This window comes from Bacillus sp. LNXM65 (assembly GCF_002998575.1).
Classification (GTDB): Bacteria; Bacillota; Bacilli; order Bacillales; family Bacillaceae; genus Bacillus.
Map to the genome: position 1 here is coordinate 466,516 of NZ_PVRB01000002.1, position 21,435 is coordinate 487,950.

Consider the following 21,435-nt stretch of genomic DNA (forward strand, 5'->3'; position numbering starts at 1 on the left):
CATTACCTCAGCTGGTCCATTGGGACAAAGTCCATATCTTTGAACGTATAGTTCTCGCCTGCCATCGCCCAAATAAATGAATAATTCGCTGTACCTGATCCTGAATGAATGGACCAGGCAGGAGAAATGACCGCTTCCTCATTGGCGACAACGAGATGTCTTGTTTCAGATGGCTCTCCCATAAAATGAAAGACACGAGCATCCTCTTCGATATCAAGATATAAGTACACTTCCATACGCCGATCATGAATATGAGCGGGCATCGTATTCCACGTGTTATTGGTTTCCAGCTGAGTGATTCCCATCATGAGCTGACAGCTTTGAATGCCATTTGCGTGGATGACTTGATACAGGTTTCGTACGTTTGAAGCAGACGCTTCCCCTAAGTGATTCGGTGTTAATTCAGCGATGGCTGCTTTTTGTGTAGGGTACGCTTGATGAGCCGTGGCTGATACAAGATAGAACTTGGCCTCTTCGCCTGATGAACTAGCAAACTGTACATCTTCGTGTCCAAGCCCAATATATAAGAAATCTTTGTGCTCCAGTACAAAGGCTTCACCATCGACAGTGACCGTTCCTTGACCGCCGACATTTACAATGCCGATCTCTCGTCTTTCAAGGAAATATTCCGTACGTAAAAAGTCTCCGGCATCTAATTTGAGCGGCTCTGCTGCCGGCTTGACTCCGCCAATCACCACGCGATCCTCATGCGAATAGTAGAGCTTTAATTCACCACTGACGAATAGCGTAGGAATATGAAAATGACGACGAAGTTCCTCTGTTGTAAAACGTTTGACCTGCTCAGGGTGTACAGCATAACGATTTTCCATTTGAGATAAGCCTCCCTTTCCATCTGAAACAAAATATTGATGTTTTATTTGGTATCGGTTTCAAGGAAAATTCTAGAGGAAAAAGAGAACGCCGTCAACCGTTATTTTGAAATCGTTTTCTTTTTATTTATTTAGATGATTTTTTGCCCTCTTCATACAAAAAAATCTTCTGAAATGCATGAAATTATGATATGCTCTTTTTAAGTTATTTGAAATCGGTTTCGAAACAAATGAGAAGATATCGATTGTGGGAGTTTTTTGAATGAAAGAGAAAAAGCAAACGAAAGTCACCATCAACGAAGTGGCAGCTTATGCAGGTGTTTCAAAATCAACTGTATCTAGATATATCAATGGCAGAACAAATGAAATTTCTGCTGATAAGGTAAAAAAAATCAAGAAAGCCATTGAGGAACTGCATTATCGTCCGAGTCAGCTCGCTCAAGGATTGAAAGTAAGAAAAAGCAAGGTCATTGGGTTTATTGTAGCCGACATTACGAATCCATTCTCTGTAGCGACACTTCGCGGAGTCGAAGAAATTTGTGATGAATATGGATACAGTATCATGGTATGCAACACAGATAACCGACCAGAAAAAGAACGGGAAATGCTCCTCAAGCTGAATGCGCATTATATTGAAGGGCTCATCATCAATACGACAGGCCAGAACAATGACATTCTGCAGGATTTTAAGAAAAACGGTGTACCAATTGTCCTTGTTGACCGGAAATTGCCAGAACTAAAAGTCGACACAGTGACAACGAATAACCGTGATATCACGATCCGGTTGCTTCAACAAATGTATGAGAAAGGCTATGAGCACATCGCTTTCTTTACTGAGCCGGTCGATGGGATCAGTCCTCGTGAAGAACGAAAAGAAGCATATGAGCAGACAGCTATGAGTAAACATAAGAAGCCGCTCACTGCAGAAATTGATTTGAAGCAAAAGGAACAATTGCGAGAAGAGCTTGTCCGTTTTGTACAATCAAACCAACAGAAAAAAGCGATTTTAGCAGCCAATGGATTACTCATGCTGAAACTGATTAGTGAGCTTGTAGAGCTTGGGATAAAGATTCCAGAGGAGATAGGCATCGCAGGCTTTGATGATACAGAATGGTATAAGCTGATTGGGCCTGGAATCACAACGGTTGCCCAGCCATCTCATGAAATGGGGAAAGCCGCCATGCAAAAAATCAAGACTCGGCTTGAAGGGGATGAAAGTGCCCCCCAAACCATTCAGCTTGACGGAGAAATCATCGTAAGAAAATCTTTATAAACAACAGACAGAGAAGAGTATACATACGTGCATACTCTCTCTTTTTTAACTAATTTGAAACCGGTACCAAGAAAGGGGAGAAATGAGTGAAAGCATTGGATGCGGTTACATTTGGGGAATCAATGGCGATGTTTTTTGCAAAAGAAGCCGGAGAGCTTCATCAAGTGCATACATTCCAAAAGGCGCTTGCTGGCGCCGAAAGTAACGTGGCAGTCGGTTTGGCGAGGCTAGGTTTTGATGTGGGATGGGTGAGCAAAGTCGGAGCAGATTCACTTGGCACATTTATTTTAGAAGAGCTTCAAAAAGAAGGGGTCGATACAAGTGCAGTGATCCGTTCAAATGATGGGGCTCAAACAGGGATTTTACTTAAAGCAAAAGTGATGGATGGAGACCCTGACGTCACGTATTATCGTAAAGGCTCTGCTGCGAGCACAATGAGTCCAAGCGACTTTCCCACCAGCTATTTCAAACAGGCAGGACACCTCCATATGACAGGTATTCCGCCTGCATTATCCAGTGAAATGAGAGCGTTTTCTTTTTGTGCTCTTCAAAAAATGAAAGAAGCAGGCAAAACCATTTCATTTGATCCAAACCTTCGGCTGCAGCTATGGGAAGAGGAAGAAGATATGATCCATACGGTGAATCAAATGGCTTTTCAAGTGGATTGGTTTTTTCCGGGGCTTGCAGAAGGGCAAAGGCTCACAGGCTGTCACGAGCCGGAAGAGATTGCCGATGTTTATTTGCAAAAAGGCGTCAAGCTTGTGGTCATGAAGCTCGGTGCAGAAGGTGCCTTTTATAAAAGTGCAGCCAGTCAGGGGATTGTGAGCGGATTTTATGTGCCAGATGTCGTTGATACAGTCGGTGCCGGTGATGGATTTGCCGTGGGGGTCATCAGCGGCTTATTGGACGGTTTATCATATGAAAAATCTGTGACAAGAGGCAATGCTGTAGGGGCTCTTGCGGTGATGTCTCCAGGCGATAAGGATGGCCTGCCTACTCGGGAAGAGCTTCAAGCTTTTATGAAAGAAGCCAAACGATATCACAGACGGGAATATATGAAGGGGGACGAAGGATATGGGAAAGTCAGCAAGTTTGAGCGTTAAAGAGCGTCTCGCGGCGTGTAAGCTAATCGCAGTGGTGAGAGCGGAGAGTGAAGCGGAAGGCATTGAGATCATTCAGCGTTTAAAGAAAAAGGGCGTTCGTGCCATTGAAGTGACGTATACCACGCCCAATGCTGTACGCCTCATTGCGTCCTTTCAGCATGAGCAAGATCTGATTGTAGGAGCAGGCACAATCACAACCCTTGAGCAGGCACAATCAGCCATTGACGCAGGCTCACAATTTATTGTCAGTCCAGGATATCTCCCTGTGATCGGAGAGCATCTCTCATTTCACGACACACTCTATGTACCAGGTGTCCTCACCCCAAGTGAAATCATGCAGGCAAAAGCAGATGGCTACTGCTTGCTCAAGCTTTTTCCAAGCGGTTCCTTCGGTTTATCCTATATGAAAAACTTACAAGGTCCGTTTCCAGAGATTGAATTTATTCCAACGGGCGGTATTCATCCAGCCGATGTGCCAAAATGGCTGAAAGCAGGTGCAGTGGCAGTAGGAGTCGGAAGTCAGCTTGAAAGCAGTACAGCAGAAGAGTTACAAGCGGTACTTTCTTCATAAATAGTTGATATCAAACGAACAACTGGCGGATGGATGCCGGTTGTTTGTTCGTTTATCTGACATAACAGCAGGTGAATGCTGACTCTTCACGTACAATGATCGTGAAGGAGTGATAGACATGTACATTCAACAAGATACACTCACGGATGGACAAATAGAGCAGCTGATTACCGCTCATATAGAAGAAATGAAAGAGCATTCCCCGCCAGAAAGCATTCATGCCCTTCCGTTAGCTGATTTGAAAAAGCAAGATGTCACAGTGTGGAGTGTGCGGGAAGGAGAGGAGCTTCTTGGCTGCGGAGCGTTAAAGGAGCTGTCAAGTGATCACGGCGAAATCAAATCAATGAGGACCGCAGCTCTCCATATGCGAAAAGGTGTAGCAAGGTATATGCTGAACCATCTTCTCCAAGAGGCAAAAAGGCGCGGCTATTCACGTGTCAGCTTAGAGACAGGTGCGATGTCTTTCTTCGAGCCAGCAAGAAAACTATATGAGAGTGTTGGTTTTTATATTTGCCCGCCTTTCGATTCATATCAAGAAGATCCAAACAGTTTATTTATGACAAAGGAATTATAGAGGTCGAAAGAGTATGCTTATAAGCAGCTCTTTTTTTATGCGCAAATTTTTGAAAGGGGGAGGATGTGGTGAAAGGTTCAAAGTGGATCGGGGTGGGCGCCTTTCTCACTTTTTGTGTCGTATCTGTCATTTTTTTAACATTCATAGGTCAAGATTTATTTAAAATTGAAAGCGCTTCCGATAAAGCGTCATCAACCTATCAATATCACTTTGTCCTTGTACCGGAGGAACTTGATAATGAATATTGGCAACTGGTACAAAAGGGAGCTGCTGATGCGGCAGCCGTTCATCGCGTGTATTTAGAATATTTGGGTCCGAAGCAAGCAGATATAGACGATCATTTGAAAACCATTGATATGGCGATCGCAGGGCATGTCGATGGCATTATGACACAGGGACTTGATGCGAAAAAATACAAACCGCTTTTTCAGAAGGCGAGGGAAAAAGGCATTGATGTTGTCACCGTCGATACGGATGCAGAGGGGAGCAAGCGTCAAGTGTATGTAGGCACGGACAATTATTATTCAGGCTTTATCGCAGGACAGGCACTCATCGCAGATACAAAAGGCGAACAGTATGTAGGAATTGTCACAGGCAGGCTTGATGCCGTTCATCAAAAGCAGCGTGTCAAAGGATTTCGAGATGCCGTCGCCGCTGAAAAACGTATTCATATTGCTGGAATAGAAGAATCAGCCATTACGAAGTCAGGGGCCTCCGGTGCCGCGTATAAACTATTAAACGATCATGCGAAGCTCACCGCATTTTACGGCACGAGTGCATTAGATGGTGCAGGCATCATTCAAGCAACAGCACAATATCGATCGCCCACAGATTTTTATGTGCTCGCATTTGACACATTGCCAGATACGATTCAGGCGCTCGATGATGGAAAGATTGATGCAGTGGTTGTTCAGCACCCTTATGAAATGGGCTATCAAGCAGTGGAATCGCTTGTACGTTTGCAGAAAGGTGAAAAAGAAGAACCACTCCAGTACACAGGAACGAGTGTGATTCGGCGCGAGGATCTGCCTCTGCAGCAAACAGACAGAAAGCAGGGTGTGCAGCCATGAGAAGGATTCGAAGTAAGCTGTTATTGGCATTTTTAATCCTTGTGCTCCTTGGCAACGTGGCCGCTTTTTTCGTCTATTGGAGCAGCTCGAATATCACATCAGAATATAGCAGAAGCTTTCGTTCCTTTCTCCTGCTCAATGATATATCGACAGAGGCAAAAACGATGTATGAAAAGGTCAATGCGTATGCGATTGAAAAGGATCGGCAGTTTGCCAAAGAATATCTGGCCTCAAAACAGAAAATGAAATCCTATGATCAGGCATTGCGAAAGGATGCCGGGCTTCATGCGGCGATTCCTTCTATTGAAAAATACCAATATATGATGCGGACGCTCATCAATGAAAGTGATGCGACCATGACACATGTAAAAGAAGGGAAAATCAAAGAATATGCAGCAAGTGTAAAGGAGGTGAGAACCGTCTCCTCCTACATACAAGAGCAAACGATGACCCTGCTTGATGATGAATTGTCTGAGTATCAAGTACTCTATCAATCTCTGCAAAAAAGACACCAAACCTATGCACTCTTTACCTTATGTTTGTTTACGCTATCCATTGGGGTCGCATTATGGATGGCGTATATGATTGCTGGAGGGATATCAAGGCCGATCGTCCATCTGTCTCGAAGCGTAAAGGAAGTATCAGAAGGGAATTTTGATGGAGCGGACTTGCATGTCACCTCAAAGGATGAAATTTCTGTATTAAATGAGGCCTTTCAGCGAATGCGTCAAGAGATGAAAATGATGATTGAAGAGATGAAACAAAAGGCAGCCTTAGATCAAAAAATCAAAGACATGAAGCTGAAAACGCTGCAAAACCAAATGAATCCACATTTTTTATTTAATACATTAAACATCGTCTCACGCATGGCTTACTTAGAATCAGCGGATGCCACATCGAGGTTGATCCAATCCGTTTCCACGCTGATGCGGTATTCGCTCTCTGCTCTCAGTGCATCTGTTACGTTGGAACAAGAAGTAAAAGTGGTCAAAGAATATTTTCATATACAAGAAACAAGATTTGCCGATCGTATTACATGCAAAACGACCATAGATGAATCGTGTTTATCTGTTCACATCCCCAGTCTCACCTTACAGCCGCTTGTCGAAAATGCCTTTATTCATGGCGTTGAACCAAAGGAGGAAGACGGGCTTGTCGAGCTCTCGATCTATCAAGAAGGCGGCTATGTGATGATTCGGATTCGGGACAATGGGATGGGGATCAATGAACAAGAGATAAGGAGGTTGCTATCAGAAAAAGAAGAGGAAAGTCCAAATACCTTGAGTAAAGGGCACTCGACAGGGATCGGTCTTCGAAATGTGATGTCAAGGCTGCATTTGTTTTACGGGGTAAAAGATGCCATTCAAATTGACTCAAAGCCAAACGAAGGCACCACCATTCAATTGGCTATTCCGATGAAGGAGGGACCGGCATGCTGAACGTGCTGATTGTGGATGATGAAAAAATAGAACGACTAGCGATGCGGAAGTTCATGACTGATTGGCTTCCGGAATGTCATATAGCAGGAGAAGCTGAAAATGGAAAGAAGGCGGTTGAATTCGTGCGAACCGAGCCCGTTCACCTTGTGCTCATGGATATTCAGATGCCCGGAATGGATGGATTGACAGCGATCAAGCAAATCAAAGCGAGCAGTCCTCATACAAAATTCATTATGCTGACAGCCTACGATACGTTCGATTATGCCAAGCAAGCGATGCAGGAAGGGGTGAAGCAATACCTCGTCAAACCGGCTGACAAAGATGAAACCATCGCCGCCATTCGAACGGTTGCGGCAGAGATTCAGCAGGAGGCGTCTCAGCGGCAGGCGGTGGCGGCCGGTCAGCAGTCAAAGTGGCTCGAAGCTCATGTCATAAATGGTCAGTCTTATACCTCCATGGAGTTTCAACAACTGTTTCACGAATATGAAGCAGGTCTTGTCATCGCTGTTCAGCGGACAATCGGGGATCAGCTGTTGATTGATTTACAGACATCTCCCTTTTTTCATACGGTGCCGATTCAGATGGGCGGTGAGCTGTTTACATGTCTCATTTATCGTCACCAAGCGCCTGGTCAGTTAAAGGCAGATGTGCTGCAGGCGATTCGAACTTCCACAACAAACGATCAGCCTTCACCTGTCGTTGGCATGGGACACCCGGTCTCAAACCCGCTTTATCTTCAGAAAAGTGCAGCAGAGGCGAAGCTTGCCTATTATCAGCGGAAAAAGAGTCTCGGTGTTGTTCGTTATGGTTTTTACCAAACAGAAGAACAGTCCCATCCATTGATCCATCTGCCGGAGCTTGCAGACGATATGATGCAGGCAATGGAAGAAGGGAGAAGAGAGGATGCGGTGGCTTTATTCGATGCCTTTGAACTAGAGGGAGCGACCATTTCACAACTAAAAGAGTTGCTGATTTTATTTAAATCACGGCTCCGAGCAGACTGGCCAATATTAACGATCAACACCGCAGCTGAATGCCGTCAGTGCTGTGAACATTTATTTGATGTGTATGAAGCGAGAACCCAGACCGTGAATGACATTGAGCGGGCAAAACGCTACATCAAAACGCATTTTTGTGAACAGATCACGCTTGAGCAGACTGCCGCCTATGTTGATTTAAGTCCAACCTATTTCACAAAGCGGTTTAAAGACGAGACAGGGCTGACATTTAAAGAGTATGTGACAACCTGCCGGCTGGATAAAATCAAAAAGCTTCTCAAAGACAGCTCGCTTAGTTTAAAAGAAATTACCTATCAGGCAGGATATACAGACCCCAATTACGTCAGCCGTGTGTTTAAGAAGATGGTCGGCTGTTCACCGAAGGAATATCGAAAACAGACCGTAAAAAAATGAAGAATTTCATAAAAAAGTGAAGAAGTTTGCCTGAAAAAAAGCAAGGATCTTCCATTATACTTATTTTGATAACGCTTACAAAATAGGGATGGGGGATCAATCATGAAGGTCAAATTAGGTTTTACGTTGTTAGCGCTCTGTATGCTTATCGTCACTGCCTGTAGTTCATCGACCAACTCAGATGCAAAAAAAGAGGGCGGAGCAGAGAAACTAGACATTTTCTCTTGGTGGACTGGAGCAGGTGAGGAGGACGGACTGAAAGCACTCATTCAATTGTTTGAAGAGAAAAATAAAGACATCCCAATTGAAAATGCAGCCGTCGCAGGTGGTGCTGGTACAAATGCAAAGGCTGTTCTGACTAGCCGGATGCAAGGGAATGACCCGCCAGCTACGTTCCAAGTACATGGCGGAGCGGAGCTGAATGAGAGCTGGGTCGCAGCAGGCAAAATGGAGCCGCTGGATGATCTATATGAAAAAGAAGGCTGGAAGGACAAATTTCCAGAATCACTCATCGACCTTGTCAGCAAAGATGGGAAAATCTATTCAGTACCAGTGAATATTCACCGAGGCAATGTGCTTTGGTATAACAAGAAGGTATTTGATGATGCAGGCTTAGAGCCGCCAACGACCTTTGATGAATTTTTCAAAACAGCAGATGCCTTAAAGAAAAAAGGCATTACACCGCTTGCACTTGGTGATAAAGAGCCTTGGGCAGCGACGCATTTGTTTGAGAGTGTGCTGCTCGGCGTTTTAGGCGCTGACGGATATCAAAAACTTTGGGCTGGCGACATGAAAATGGATGACGCAAAAGTGAAGGAAGCGGCAGACATCTTTGGACGTATGCTTGAATATGTCAATGATGACCACAGCTCACGTAACTGGCAGGATGCCTCGCAGCTCGTGGCAAAAGGAGAAGCAGCAATGAATGTCATGGGCGACTGGGCGAAGGGGTACTTTGTGAATGATCTCGATCTGAAGGTGAATGAAGACTTTGGATACGCGGCGACTCCTGGAACAGAGGGAAGCTTTATGGTGATCACCGATACATTCGGACTGCCAAAGGGCGTGAAACAGCCAGAAAACGTGAAGAAATTCTTATCTGTTTTAGGATCTGTCGAAGGACAGGATGCATTTAATCCGCTGAAGGGGTCGATTCCGGCACGTGTAGATGCAGATGTCTCAAAATATGATGAATACGGAAAATCGGCGATGAAAGCATTTAAAGAATCAAAGCTGGCGCCGTCTCTCGCACATGGTTCAGCTGCTGAAGAAGGGTTTGTGACAAAAGCGAATCAAGCCGTAAATATCTTCGTCACGCAAAAAGACAGCAGCCAGTTTGTTTCATCTTTAAAAGATTCAATGAAATAAAGACGAGGAGGCGGCGGCTAAGCACCGCCTCTTTTTTGAAAAGGAGTGTAGCTTCATGCGCATGGACACATCGCCGATCACAAAAGCAGCAACACCTAAAGTCAAACGTGTTCGGAAAAAATGGAATGGGGATCAGCTGCTTGCGCTGCTATTTTTAGCCCCGTCGGCTGTTTTATTATTCATCTTTGTTTACGGCTTTATTGGCTGGACAGGGTATGTGTCATTATCAAACTGGACCTCGCTTGTTCCGAATTTCTCTTTTGCAGGTCTTCAAAACTATATCATGCTGTTTCAAGATTTCCGCTTTCAGTCAGATCTTCGAAATACGGTCTTTTTTACTCTATTCTTTATTGGAGCCGTCATTGCCTCTGGACTTGCACTTGCGATTTTACTAGATCAGAAGATCAAGGGTGAATCTCTATTTCGGAATTTATTTTTCTTTCCGATGGCCCTTTCCTTCGTTGTGACAGGGGTCGTCTGGCAATGGGTTTTAAACCCGTCCACTGGGGTGAATCTGTTTTTAAAAACGCTTGGTATCCAGCCTAAGTGGTACACGGATACGAACATTTTAGCCGGATTTGTCTGGGGGAAAATTGAGTTTGGTGTCCCTGCCGCAATGATTGCAGTCGTGATTGCAGCTGTTTGGCAGATGACTGGCTTCTCTCTAGCGATGTATTTGGCGGGTTTGAGAGGCATTCCAGAGGAAGTAAGAGAGGCTGCTAGAATGGATGGCGCAACTGAATGGCAGATTTACCGGAAGATTATTTTTCCTCTATTAAAACCGATTACTGCAAGTGTCATTATCATCATGGCTCATATTTCGTTAAAGATTTTCGATTTGATTTACTCGATGACAGGACCGGGTGCAAACTTTGTCACAGATGTTCCTGGCGTTTACATGTTTGAAATGACCTTTAGAGGAAACCATTATGCAGGCGGTGCCGCCATTGCGATTGTTATGCTGATCTCTGTTGCTGTCTTTATCGTGCCGTATCTCCTGTCGAGCCGGAAGGGGGCGTCATCATGACAGCTAGATGGTTTGTCCGTCCAGTCCTTTATGCTTTATTGATTTTGTGCAGTCTTTTTTTTCTGATGCCAGTCTATGTCATGCTCGTCACAAGCTTGAAGCCATTAGGTGAAGTGACCCTTGAGAAAATGTGGGCACTGCCATCAACACTCGATTTTTCAAGCTATCAAATCGCATTTGAAAAGCTAGCGCCCAATTTAATGAATTCACTTTATCTTGTCATTCCGGCTACCTTATTGTCAGCTGTACTAGGAGCGATGAATGGCTATGTCCTATCAAAATGGCGTTTCAAAGGGTCAGAAGTGGTCTTTACGCTGATGCTGTTTGGGATGTTTATTCCATATCAAAGTATCCTCATACCACTCATTCAATTTTTGCGTGAAGTCGGATTGTATAATTCGATTCCAGGTCTGGTGCTTGTCCATGTCGTATATGGACTCCCGATCACAACGCTCATGTTCCGAAACTTCTATGTGAGCATCCCTGATGAAATGATTGAATCGGCAAAAATGGATGGCGCAGGGTTTATCGGGATTTTCAGACATATGATTCTTCCGCTTTCGATCACAGGGTTTGTTGTGGTCGCCATTTGGCAGTTCACAAATGTGTGGAATGAGTTCTTATTTGCAGTCACGATGACCACTGCGGAGCATCAGCCGGTGATGGTCGCCTTGCAAAATCTATCAGGCAGTCAAATTGTGCAATGGAACGTCCAAATGGCAGGGGCGATATTGGCCGCACTGCCGACACTTTTGGTCTATATTCTGCTCGGAAAATACTTTGTCAAAGGGCTTCTCGCAGGCTCTGTCAAAGGATGAAATATTTTTGTGTTATCGTTTTCATTTGGTGTACTGAAAGGATTGACTTCTCTTTAGATAGCGTCATAATAAAAGTTGAGACTTGCTAGTTTTCATCAAGCTTGGCAAGGATTATCAAAGGGTAGCAAAGGGAGGAGTCATCCTGAATGAAGCAGTCACCAATTTTTTTACTGCCTGAATTGAAGGAGAGAATATGGGGAGGTACAGCCTTAAGGGATCAATTTGGCTATGATATTCCTTCTGATCAAACGGGAGAATGCTGGGCAATTTCTGCTCATCCAAACGGACCAAGTGTCGTGCAAGACGGTCCATATAAAGGGAAAACGCTGATCGAACTATGGGACAATCACAGAGAATTGTTCGGGGGAATAGAAGGCGATCGATTCCCGCTGTTAACCAAAATTTTAGATGCAAACCAAGACTTGTCCGTTCAAGTTCATCCGGATGATGATTATGCGGAAAGACATGAAAATGGCGAGCTTGGAAAAACAGAGTGCTGGTATATCATTGACTGCAAAGAAGGAGCAGAAATGATCTATGGGCACAATGCAAGAACAAGAACTGAGCTTGTGACCATGATGAACAGCGGAGATTGGGAAGGTCTTTTGCGTCGTGTGAAGATTAAGCCTGGTGATTTTTATTATGTGCCAAGCGGAACCATTCATGCGCTCTGCGAAGGAACGCTTGTCCTTGAAACGCAGCAAAGCTCAGATACAACCTATCGGGTATATGATTATGAACGAAAAGATCAGGATGGCAATGAACGTGAACTTCATTTTGTGCAAGCCATTGATGTCACAACGGTTCCTCATGTAGACGGTTATACAGATGAATCAGTTGAAACACGCCGTGGGCTGACCATTCGAACTTTTGTTGAAGCAGAGTATTTCTCTGTGTATAAATGGGAAATTGATCAAACAGTAGAGCTTTCGCAAGATTATCCGTTTTTGCTGTGCAGTGTAATTCATGGAGAAGGGTCTTTAACGCATGATGGACATACATATCCACTGCCTAAAGGAACTCATTTTATCCTGCCGGCTGAAACAGGGAGCTTCTCAATTGAAGGAACTTGTGAACTGATTGTGTCGCATATATAAATAAAAAGACTTTCAAGCATACATAACAGCTTGAAAGTCTTTTTTATTACACATATAGAAAGGTTAGTTTAGAACTTTATAGAAAGTGTCCATTGCTTTTTTATTATATTCTTTATAATTGAATGGAGCATAAGAAGGGTGTGTCTGAGAGCTAAAGTTATTTAAACCTTCTATAAGTCCATCAATACTATTATTGACTAAAGCCCCGTATTTACCATTCTCTAAAACAGTTCTGTTGGCAATGATATCTGTCGCTAAAATATCCATACCTAGTGTCATTGCTTCTAAAAGGACCATTGGCTGACCTTCATAATGTGAAGATAAAACAAAGCAATCACACATTTTTAGGATGGTAAATGGGTTTTCAACTTGTCCTACTAAGAACACATGGTTTTGCAATTCAAATTGTTCTATTAACATTTGAAGGTCATTCTTTAGTGGACCGTCACCGAGAATATATAGCCTGCTATTTGCGTTTGTTTCGACATGTTGCTTAAACGCAGTGATTAAATTATCTTGCCCTTTCTCTGGCGATAAGCGTCCCATATTAACAAAATTATAGTGATGTTTTGATGGATAAGGAACAAACTCATTTCCTATCTGGAACCCGCGAATTTCGATGATTTCAAGTGCTTTTTTATCTACCCAGCCTATTTTTTCATTATTGAGCTCTATTGCACAATATGTTGATATAGGTGTGGTGACCTCTTCAGTGACATCAACTTCTTTTTTATTATATAGATAATAATCTTCCACGACTTGAAACCGTGTATTTTCATTTGTTTTATTATAGATTTTAAACTCATTCAAATGAAGCAAGGCAGAATAATTCACTTCTTTACGATTTAAAATAGATTGAGGGTCTAATTGTTTAAATGCTTTTACGTTTAACCACCCAATCACTTTTCCATCATAAGAAAATTGATAATAGGTAGATGTGTTGGTTTTATGGCTCTTGGTTACAGTTACAATCGCATCTTTATAGAGATCAGCGCTGCAGACTTCAGCATAACCGAAATTTGGATATGCTTTAGACCATACTTTATGATTTTCTGTATGAACAATCTTCATTTGCTTGTTTAAATTTCTTTCTAAAAGTGTTCTATTATTCAAAGAGTGAATAAACTCATCATGTTTATGGTAATTCTCAGTTAATAATGTGTGCTTTTCTTTTTCGATCAATGCTTGTTTATCTTCAGGGAGATCACTATTAACTTCGTAATTTTTCAGTATTTTTAGTGCTGAGGAATCTATCCAGCCTATTAGTTGTTTATTAATATAAAACCTGCTATAGACGGAGCGGTCAGTTCTAGCTTCTCTATCTATTTCCACCATAATATTCTTATATGGATGGCTAGAAGAAACCTTTTTAATTCCTTTCGTTTTATAGGGTTTTGTCCAAATATCATTGCGCTTAGTAGATGCAATCACTGCTAGCTTATGAACTTCTTCTTCACATATAATGCTATCTGGTAGAATCTTAAACGCTTCTTTATTTAACCATCCCACCACATGATCTTCATAAGTGAATTTATATAAAACTTCGTTTTGTTTTGTTACAGCTTTTCTTGTAATCATGACCACTTTATTTTCAAATTGTTTTGCTGAAAAAGTGGGGGAATTATTTTCTACTAATGTAGGGAGTATTTTATCGTGTTTACTGCTTAAAATTTCCGCCCTGGATTTAAAAGATTTATTCGATATGATTAGGCTGTTATCTTCTTCTTCGCTGGAAGTTAATTCTGTTCCTAAAATTTTGTCTGGGTTAATGGAGTTCATTACATAATCAAATTTTCTTTCTTCTGCATATTGAGATAAATTCTGTTTGTTTAACTCCATTGTTCCTTTAGAGACACTCACTAACTTATCGAATTTATGATATATGGTGAATAAACCTCTCAGATTAATTCTATGAGGTTTCTTACCGTTAATCGTTCTTTCGCTATCTGAGAGAAGATCATTATGCATAAAACATATTTTTGTTTTCGCATCTGCAGAAACGAGATATTTAGCCCAGTATAAGCTATAGCCACTAAAATCAATCACATGATCAAAAGTGGATTTTCCGAATAGGCGCTTGAATTCTCTGGAATAAGCTTCTTGTGGATAGAGTCTTTTTTCTAGTTTCCCTCTTGCTCCGCGATTATGAATTAATTTATCTTTATAAACTTCTTGCAGAGTATATACAGGTAAGCCCGGCTTGAAGATAAATCTGACATTTTTATTGACTTTTGCAATATTATTTAATACTTCTTTTGAGTTTGGTGTACTCATATAACAACTCACATCATATTTATCATAATCAATATTTTGAGTTAAGTTAATGAAAGAGGAAGTAATACCATTATTTTTCATACCTCCGGGATATATCAATATCTTTTCTTTCACTTTATTATGAGTATTGATGGAGCGAACGGTTTCAGTCTCATTATTGAAGATAGCCTCAACTACTCTTTCAGTCACTTTACCATCATCGTACTTTGTGAAGTCATGTTTAAATTGCTCATACTTTGTTTTGAATTCTAAATTTATTTCCTTTATACGACCAATTGATTCTGCCAAATCTCTTATATTATAGACACGAGGTCCTGGAAGGTCTTCAAGATTAAAATACATTCCCCGTTCTTCGTTATATTCATCTGCGTCCCACATATAAAATAGGACTGGTTTATTTGTAACTAAAAAATCAAAGAATATACTCGAATAATCAGTGATCAATAAATCGGTCGCACTTAGCAGCACATTTGTATCAACAAAATCTGGTATAAGCCGGCCTTGTAATTCCGTTGATCGACTTGCTTGGTGATAAAGAAATGGATGAAGCTTAAGAAGAATATTAAATTCTTGACCGCATCTTTCTTGTAAGTAATTCAGGTCAGAAATGATCTGAGTTAAATTGTTTTTAACCTTACCAACATTCGTCCCTTTCCATGTCGGTGCATATACAATAGTTTTTTTCTCTAAAGATAGGCTAACGCCAAAAGATTGAAGACTTCTTTTAAATGCGAGAGGATCAGTATTTAACGTTAGATCAATTCTTGGATATCCTTCTTCTATTATTTTCCCTGAAAAAATGTGTTTCAACTTATAACTATTTAAGAACATACTTGTTGTATGTTCATTTGGGCTAATAAGATAGTCTGAGCTTAAAAAATTTCTTAATACGTTCTGAGAATGGGCAGGATTTCCTGGGATATCAAAGCCCATATACTTTAATGGTGTACCATGCCACGTATTAATATAGACTTGCTCTTCTTTACATATAAAAAATGGTTGGAAAGTAGAGTTATTGATTAAATATTTTGCAGTGGCTAAATATTTCAAATAATCTTTAGAGTTCCTTTTAACAAAAATCACGTTTTTGTCATCTCTATACTTATTTAAAATTGGTTTTAATGTTTCAAAGTCTTCAATAGACCAAATGTGAGTATAGTCTTTAAAATTAGGCTGATGAAACAAATATTCAAAAATGGCTAAAGGACTATCGGTCATGCTTTTTCCATCTCTAGATTCATAAAGTACGGTTTTATCAACAACATCAAGATGTTGATAATAGTATGCATATAGGTTATTCCTTTGGTGTCTCTTATCTTTAATAAAATTCCTTAAAGGGTCTTTTAAAAAATTTATTTTCCTTTTTAAAATCTTTTTGTTCCTTTTTATGATCTTCTTATTCATTATTGTGACTCCTTTTAACATTCCTTTTTAAAAAGTCAAAAATTTGTTGTAATATACAGACAAGTGAATTTAAAAATTTCGATAAGAAAATACAAATGATGCTATATGATACCATAACTTTAAAGAGAAATTAATATGATACTAAATCTTTAATGGAAATTTAAGATGATGAAATGATATTTAGGTGAAAATCATCCTGAAAATGTCATTTTTCATAGATAGATATAAATATATTGAGTCTTTTGTTGTTAAAATAATTAGGTGATTCTGTCGATAAAGAGATTAGTAAACTATTATGCAAAGTTAAGAGAGGGACAGGGAACATGAAAAAAACCATCAAGATTATGTTACTTGCAGCTGCCTTTGGTATGACATTACACACGGGTAAAGAAGCGCAAGCAGCCTCCTATGTCGATCAATCCATTTATACGATGAACACCTCAAAGGTATTTACAACAGAAGCAGAAGTGAAAAAAGCTGTGGAAACACTAAAGAAAGACAAAAAGTGGACAGCCACTTATCAAACCTCAGGAAATACGTCGACCTATCAGCTCACTGCTTCAGGATATGAGTCGCAAGCAGCAGCGAATGCAAGTGCATCTGCATTAAAAAAAGAAGTGGGTCTGATCGGTACGGTGTCTCCAGTAGGTGACCGCCTTCCTTTACAAAAGGTCGTATCTGACCCAGTCAATGATGAAGCTCAGGCAAAAAAGCTCTCGCTCGAGCTAACGAAAACATCAGGGCTCAATAGCACCTATGAAGTCATCAATCAAAGCAGACCTTCTTATCAGGTCATATCAGGAACCATTGATTCTGAAACGAAAGTCAAAAATATTCAAACCGAATTACAAAAGCAGGCCGGTGTCACCAGTACATACCAAACGGAAAACAAAGCTGGCGCTGTGTATCAGCTGATTTCAGGCGGTATCGTTGGGCAAAGTAAGGCGAATACCATCCTGCAAGGCTTTCAAAAGGAGTCTGGTTTAAAAGCAGTGCTTCAAACGGTGACAGCAGGCAAGCCATATTACATCGTCACATCAGCTGCACAAGCCAGCCAGTCAAAAGCACAGACGCTCCTTACCCAGCTGCAAAGAGAAGCAAAGATCAGCGGGAAGATTCAAAAGACAGGCGCTTTAAAAAATGTTTATCGCTTGGAATCAGGCTATTTCAAAGACAACAAACAAGCATCCTCAGCTACGGCTCAGATCAAGAAACAAACCGGCGCTGCAGGGACTGTGCAGCGAGTGGGAAAAACAAAAAATTATATCGTGAAACTCAATCAACTGAACGATACAGCATACGGAAAAACGGTAGCCTTTTTCAAGAAAAAGAAATGGCGCTACATATCCAAAAAGATCTCTTCTACACAGCCATATCAAGTAGTGACTGGAAACCTATTAGGAGATGTTCAAGCGAAAAAAGCAGCGGCTTTCTTCCAAAAGAAAAAGGTATATACGACAACGAAAAAAACAGGTAAGGTATCTGACAGCACGTATCGACTTGTCGTCAATCAATCAGCAGACCAAGCGAAAATGAATAAAGGTGCCGCATATTTAAAAACGCAGAAGGTGACAAGCAGCATCACAACAGGTAAGGGACAAGCTGTCAGCAAAACGTATAGTCTCAAGACAACACCTGTATATGAGCAAAGTAAAGTCAAACAGGCTCAAGAGATTATCAAGAAAAATGGCGTTGCCAGCAGTACAAAAACGCTGACAGAAGCGGTTAAGCAATACCGGATCACGACAGAGCCGACGGTGAATCAGACAAAACTGAATCAAGCGCTAAGCTATTTAACGAAACAAAAAATGAAAGCAGCTGCACAAAAAACAGGTACAACTGATTATGGTCAATATCAGATTAAAACTGGTGTTATTTCCACAGCTGCATTGCGCGACCAAGGCCTGGCATTTTTCAAAAAACGGAATGAACCAGCTGCTTATAAAACAACAACGAAACCAACCTACAAAATCAACATTACGCAGCAATTCACAGGATTACCAACTGTAAATGCGGCGATTGCCTTTGTGAAAAGCCAATATGGCTGGACAGCCACAGCTGTAAAAATCAAAAATGGCCCAATGGTCATGCAAACGAACTACAACCTCACTGTCAATGAGATGGTGAACAAGCAAATGAAGGTGTCACCACAGACAGACGGTGCAGCCTATGTCTATGCAGCATATGTAGACCCGGCGACGTCAACTGTGAATACAGACGGCTTAAATGTTCGTTCTACACCTGATTCGAGCTCTGCGAGCAACATCGTGGCGCAGTTGAACAAAGGAACAAAAGTAAGACAGCTTGGGAAAGAAGGAAACTGGATCAAGATCAGCTTGGGCTGGAGAAATGCAAGTTCAGCAGAGGTGCAAAAATACGTAGACCCAGCCAATATTGCTGAGGGCACTCAATCTTATTTTCAATTTCTGAAACTCTCTGAAGCTGCGAATCTCAATCCGGCAGAAGTCAATTCCAAGATTCTAGCAGGTAAAGGGATTCTTGCAGGTAAAGGACAAGCCTTTATTACGGCAGCGAAAACGTATCATATCAACGAAATTTATCTCATTTCTCATGCGTTGCTTGAAACGGGTAACGGAAGTTCGATTTTAGCGAATGGTACGATGTTTAATGGGAAGAAAGTATATAACATGTATGGCATTGGCGCATACGACAGCAATCCGAATTACCTCGGTGCAAAGTATGCGTATGAACAGCAATGGTTCACGCCAGAGGCAGCGATTATTGGCGGGGCAAAATTCATTGGCAACAGCTATATTAATCACGCCACATACAAGCAAGATACGATTTATAAAATGCGCTGGTCTAGTGCAGCGACTCATCAATATGCAACAGATATTGGCTGGGCTTATAAGCAAGTCACTCGTATGTATAGCTTGTATAACTTACTTGATAACTATACGCTGTATTACGACATCCCGGTTTATAACAAATAAAAAAACGTCCGTGCTTCCTAATGAGAAGCCGGACGTTTTTTGTGTAAGAGCTGCTGTTCAATAAATGATAGGAGCTGCTGACTAGACTCGCCCTTTGAATATTGGTTCCATTCCTCAGCGAAGGTTTTGATTCGTTCTCTGTGATCTGATTCGTTTAGATGAAGCAGCTCCTTCAAGAGCATGTCTTGAGTGACGCAAGCCTTTCCAGGAATGATGTCCTCATACCGATCGACTAAGCCGCGTTTCGCTCGATAAGTGTCTAAGTCATAAGTGAAGAACAAAACAGGCTTTTCAAGCAGCGCATATTCAAACACAATCGACGAATAATCTGTCATCAGTACATCGCAAGTACAAAGCAATGGATAGAGCGGCTGATCGGACACATCAAATATCCATTCACCGTCTGTTTCCGCCTTTGCTAAATGTTTGACCGAAGGATGAAGCTTGACGAGCAGAATATAGTCTCCATTTAGCTCTGTTTGCAATTGCTCTTTTGAAAAAGGCAGGACAAGATCGTCCATTGCAAAGTCTCGATAGGTCGGTGCATAAAGCAGGAGCTTTTTCCCTTTAGGAAAATCATTCGGCCTCAAGGAAGGCAGGCACTGATCATAGTACACATCCGTCATCGGTACACCTGTTGGTAAAAAACGTTCATCATTGACCCCAAACGAAGACTTAAAAATCTCGCGCATGTGATCTGAGCCTGTAACGATATAATCGAAAGACGCATAGACTCGTTTGAAGCGTTTGATATCACGGGGACTTCGTTCCGAATTTGATGCATCTTCAAGACCGAATTTTTTCAACGCCCCATTGGCATGCCATACTTGAATACATGTGGTAGAAGGGCGTTTTCTGAGTACACTTGTCATGAGAAAGTAATTATCTGTCACGACAACCTTGCTTTTAAACATCGTATAAATACATTGAATGAGATGGAGAGGATTTTTTTCATGAAAATAGCGAAATGACAGATGAGACCCGTCCTTTTCTATCGCAGAAGCATGCTTCGTATAGAGGACAGTAAGCTTCATCGTCATGTTCGCCTGTTGTTGATAAGTATCAATGAGAGCAGCTGCATTCTCTTGAAATGAAACAAGCAGCGTCACCTGGTTTTCACGAGGCTTCACGCCGCTCATCAGCCATCCAATGAAAGAAATAAAAGCTGCGTAACATGAAATCATCATTGAGCGTATATTCATCATTTATCAGTCTCTCACAGCTGCTTCGTCTGATCCTTTACCTGCTCAGGATAGTAACGTTTTTTCACTTTGTTTTCTTTCAATACGGCAAAAGCGTATTTAGGAATGTTCAGCATTCGTTTCCATCTCCACGGATTCACAATCAGTCTGTACAGCCATTCTGTATTTGTCTTAATCATCCATCGTGGTGCACGCTTCACCGTTCCGCTAAATACATCAAAGCTTCCGCCTAAACCGATGCAAACAGCCTGCGGGAATAAATGGCGGTATTCGTAAATAAAGTTCTCTTGGTTTGGATAACCTAATGCAACAAACACCATATCAGGTTTCGAGCGCGCGATTTGCTTCGCTACGAAACGTTTATCGGCTTGATAGCCGTCACAGCTGCCCGCGATGACCACATTTGGATATTCCGTATCAATTCGCTGTTTCACAGCCTCAAGCACTTCTTTTTTCGCCCCATATAAAAAGATACTTTTAGACTGCTTGTTTGCTAGATCAAGCATAGACATGAAGACATCAAAGCCAGCAATTCTTGACTTCAGCGGACTTTGTGTCAAACGTGACATCAAGACGACGCCTACACCATCCGGCAGAACATAATCCGCAGAAGAGACGACTTGATGGTACGCACGATCCTTCATAACAGCATAGCCAATCTCTGGATTGACAGTCGCAATCATGGCGCCTCTTCTTTGAGAAATATGATGGTGATTCATATAGCTGATAAATTCATCTAGGTCGCCGTTTACATAAGAAAGGTTAGAGACCACTTCTGTTTGCATTGTTTAGACCTCCTTTTTCATCTTGTTATCTATGAACGTTCATTGTAAATTCATTCTTCGTCTACTCATCATTTTATCACAGATGCTCCATGAAATATTAACAATAACTTTACAAACCTTTAAATTTCATGACATTTTCATCAATTCATATGAAGGATGCTCAGTGAAACATTGATTCTTCGGACTTTCCCTTCTGTGCCCAATAAATTGGAAATAGTTTGTCTTTACATTTTC

16 protein-coding genes are annotated in these 21,435 nt (G+C 41.5%); 12 read left to right on the forward strand and 4 right to left on the reverse strand.

From position 1 onward, the window contains the following. Nucleotides 1–2 precede the first annotated feature (2 nt). Nucleotides 3–830, reverse strand: coding sequence for a 5-dehydro-4-deoxy-D-glucuronate isomerase (gene kduI / locus C6Y03_RS05960; protein WP_106030584.1), 828 nt, complete (start codon nucleotides 828–830; stop codon nucleotides 3–5). A 262-nt stretch (nucleotides 831–1,092) separates the two neighbouring features. Here kduI and C6Y03_RS05965 point away from each other — a divergent pair, with 262 nt between their 5' ends. The 11 genes from C6Y03_RS05965 to manA all read left to right on the forward strand — a co-directional run bounded on the left by C6Y03_RS05965 (nucleotide 1,093) and on the right by manA (nucleotide 12,582). Then, complete coding sequence (locus tag C6Y03_RS05965; protein ID WP_106030583.1) at nucleotides 1,093–2,103, forward strand: LacI family DNA-binding transcriptional regulator; 1,011 nt, start codon at nucleotides 1,093–1,095, stop codon at nucleotides 2,101–2,103. 86 nt (nucleotides 2,104–2,189) lie between these two features. After that, a complete protein-coding gene (locus tag C6Y03_RS05970; protein WP_106039001.1) occupies nucleotides 2,190–3,206 on the forward strand; it encodes a sugar kinase in 1,017 nt (338 codons plus the stop codon). After that, complete coding sequence (locus C6Y03_RS05975; RefSeq protein WP_106039002.1) at nucleotides 3,178–3,777, forward strand: bifunctional 4-hydroxy-2-oxoglutarate aldolase/2-dehydro-3-deoxy-phosphogluconate aldolase; 600 nt, start codon at nucleotides 3,178–3,180, stop codon at nucleotides 3,775–3,777. The genes C6Y03_RS05970 and C6Y03_RS05975 overlap by 29 nt, the downstream gene beginning before the upstream one ends. Before the next feature lie 118 nt (nucleotides 3,778–3,895). Beyond that, a complete protein-coding gene (locus C6Y03_RS05980) occupies nucleotides 3,896–4,351 on the forward strand; it encodes a GNAT family N-acetyltransferase (RefSeq protein ID WP_034660191.1) in 456 nt (151 codons plus the stop codon). 68 nt (nucleotides 4,352–4,419) lie between these two features. Next, the gene (locus C6Y03_RS05985) at nucleotides 4,420–5,421 is read left to right on the forward strand and encodes a sugar-binding protein (RefSeq protein WP_106039003.1); all 1,002 of its coding nucleotides are present in this window, start codon (nucleotides 4,420–4,422) and stop codon (nucleotides 5,419–5,421) included. Continuing rightward, entirely contained in the window at nucleotides 5,418–6,860 is a 1,443-nt protein-coding gene (locus tag C6Y03_RS05990) for a sensor histidine kinase (RefSeq protein WP_106039004.1), read from the forward strand. The genes C6Y03_RS05985 and C6Y03_RS05990 overlap by 4 nt, the downstream gene beginning before the upstream one ends. Continuing rightward, nucleotides 6,854–8,272, forward strand: coding sequence for a response regulator (locus C6Y03_RS05995; RefSeq protein WP_106039005.1), 1,419 nt, complete (start codon nucleotides 6,854–6,856; stop codon nucleotides 8,270–8,272). Before C6Y03_RS05990 ends, C6Y03_RS05995 begins: the two co-directional genes overlap by 7 nt. Before the next feature lie 102 nt (nucleotides 8,273–8,374). Then, a complete protein-coding gene (locus C6Y03_RS06000) occupies nucleotides 8,375–9,640 on the forward strand; it encodes an ABC transporter substrate-binding protein (RefSeq protein WP_106039006.1) in 1,266 nt (421 codons plus the stop codon). A gap of 55 nt (nucleotides 9,641–9,695) precedes the next feature. Further along, entirely contained in the window at nucleotides 9,696–10,667 is a 972-nt protein-coding gene (locus C6Y03_RS06005) for a carbohydrate ABC transporter permease (RefSeq protein ID WP_170938414.1), read from the forward strand. Continuing rightward, nucleotides 10,664–11,485: a carbohydrate ABC transporter permease gene (locus tag C6Y03_RS06010; RefSeq protein WP_050944374.1), complete on the forward strand. Its 822-nt coding sequence runs from the start codon at nucleotides 10,664–10,666 to the stop codon at nucleotides 11,483–11,485. The genes C6Y03_RS06005 and C6Y03_RS06010 overlap by 4 nt, the downstream gene beginning before the upstream one ends. A gap of 146 nt (nucleotides 11,486–11,631) precedes the next feature. Continuing rightward, nucleotides 11,632–12,582, forward strand: coding sequence for a mannose-6-phosphate isomerase, class I (gene manA, locus C6Y03_RS06015; RefSeq protein WP_034660184.1), 951 nt, complete (start codon nucleotides 11,632–11,634; stop codon nucleotides 12,580–12,582). A 63-nt stretch (nucleotides 12,583–12,645) separates the two neighbouring features. Here manA and C6Y03_RS06020 read toward each other — a convergent pair whose 3' ends face one another. Continuing rightward, nucleotides 12,646–16,260 (reverse strand): CDP-glycerol glycerophosphotransferase family protein, encoded by a 3,615-nt coding sequence (locus C6Y03_RS06020; RefSeq protein ID WP_106039007.1) that lies wholly within the window; start codon nucleotides 16,258–16,260, stop codon nucleotides 12,646–12,648. A 323-nt stretch (nucleotides 16,261–16,583) separates the two neighbouring features. On the opposite strand from C6Y03_RS06020, the gene C6Y03_RS06025 reads away from it, so the two are divergent. Continuing rightward, entirely contained in the window at nucleotides 16,584–19,214 is a 2,631-nt protein-coding gene (locus tag C6Y03_RS06025; RefSeq protein WP_106039008.1) for an N-acetylglucosaminidase, read from the forward strand. A gap of 17 nt (nucleotides 19,215–19,231) precedes the next feature. Here the strand turns inward: C6Y03_RS06025 and C6Y03_RS06030 are convergent, their stop codons facing one another. Together C6Y03_RS06030 and C6Y03_RS06035 are read right to left on the reverse strand one after the other, a co-directional pair. Beyond that, nucleotides 19,232–20,419, reverse strand: a complete 1,188-nt coding sequence (locus tag C6Y03_RS06030; RefSeq protein ID WP_106039009.1) for a CDP-glycerol glycerophosphotransferase family protein — start codon at nucleotides 20,417–20,419, stop codon at nucleotides 19,232–19,234. Nucleotides 20,420–20,430: 11 nt separating this feature from the next. After that, nucleotides 20,431–21,201 carry a WecB/TagA/CpsF family glycosyltransferase gene (locus tag C6Y03_RS06035; protein WP_106039010.1) on the reverse strand — a complete coding sequence of 257 codons (771 nt, stop codon included), beginning with the start codon at nucleotides 21,199–21,201 and terminating at the stop codon, nucleotides 20,431–20,433. Nucleotides 21,202–21,435: the final 234 nt, after the last annotated feature.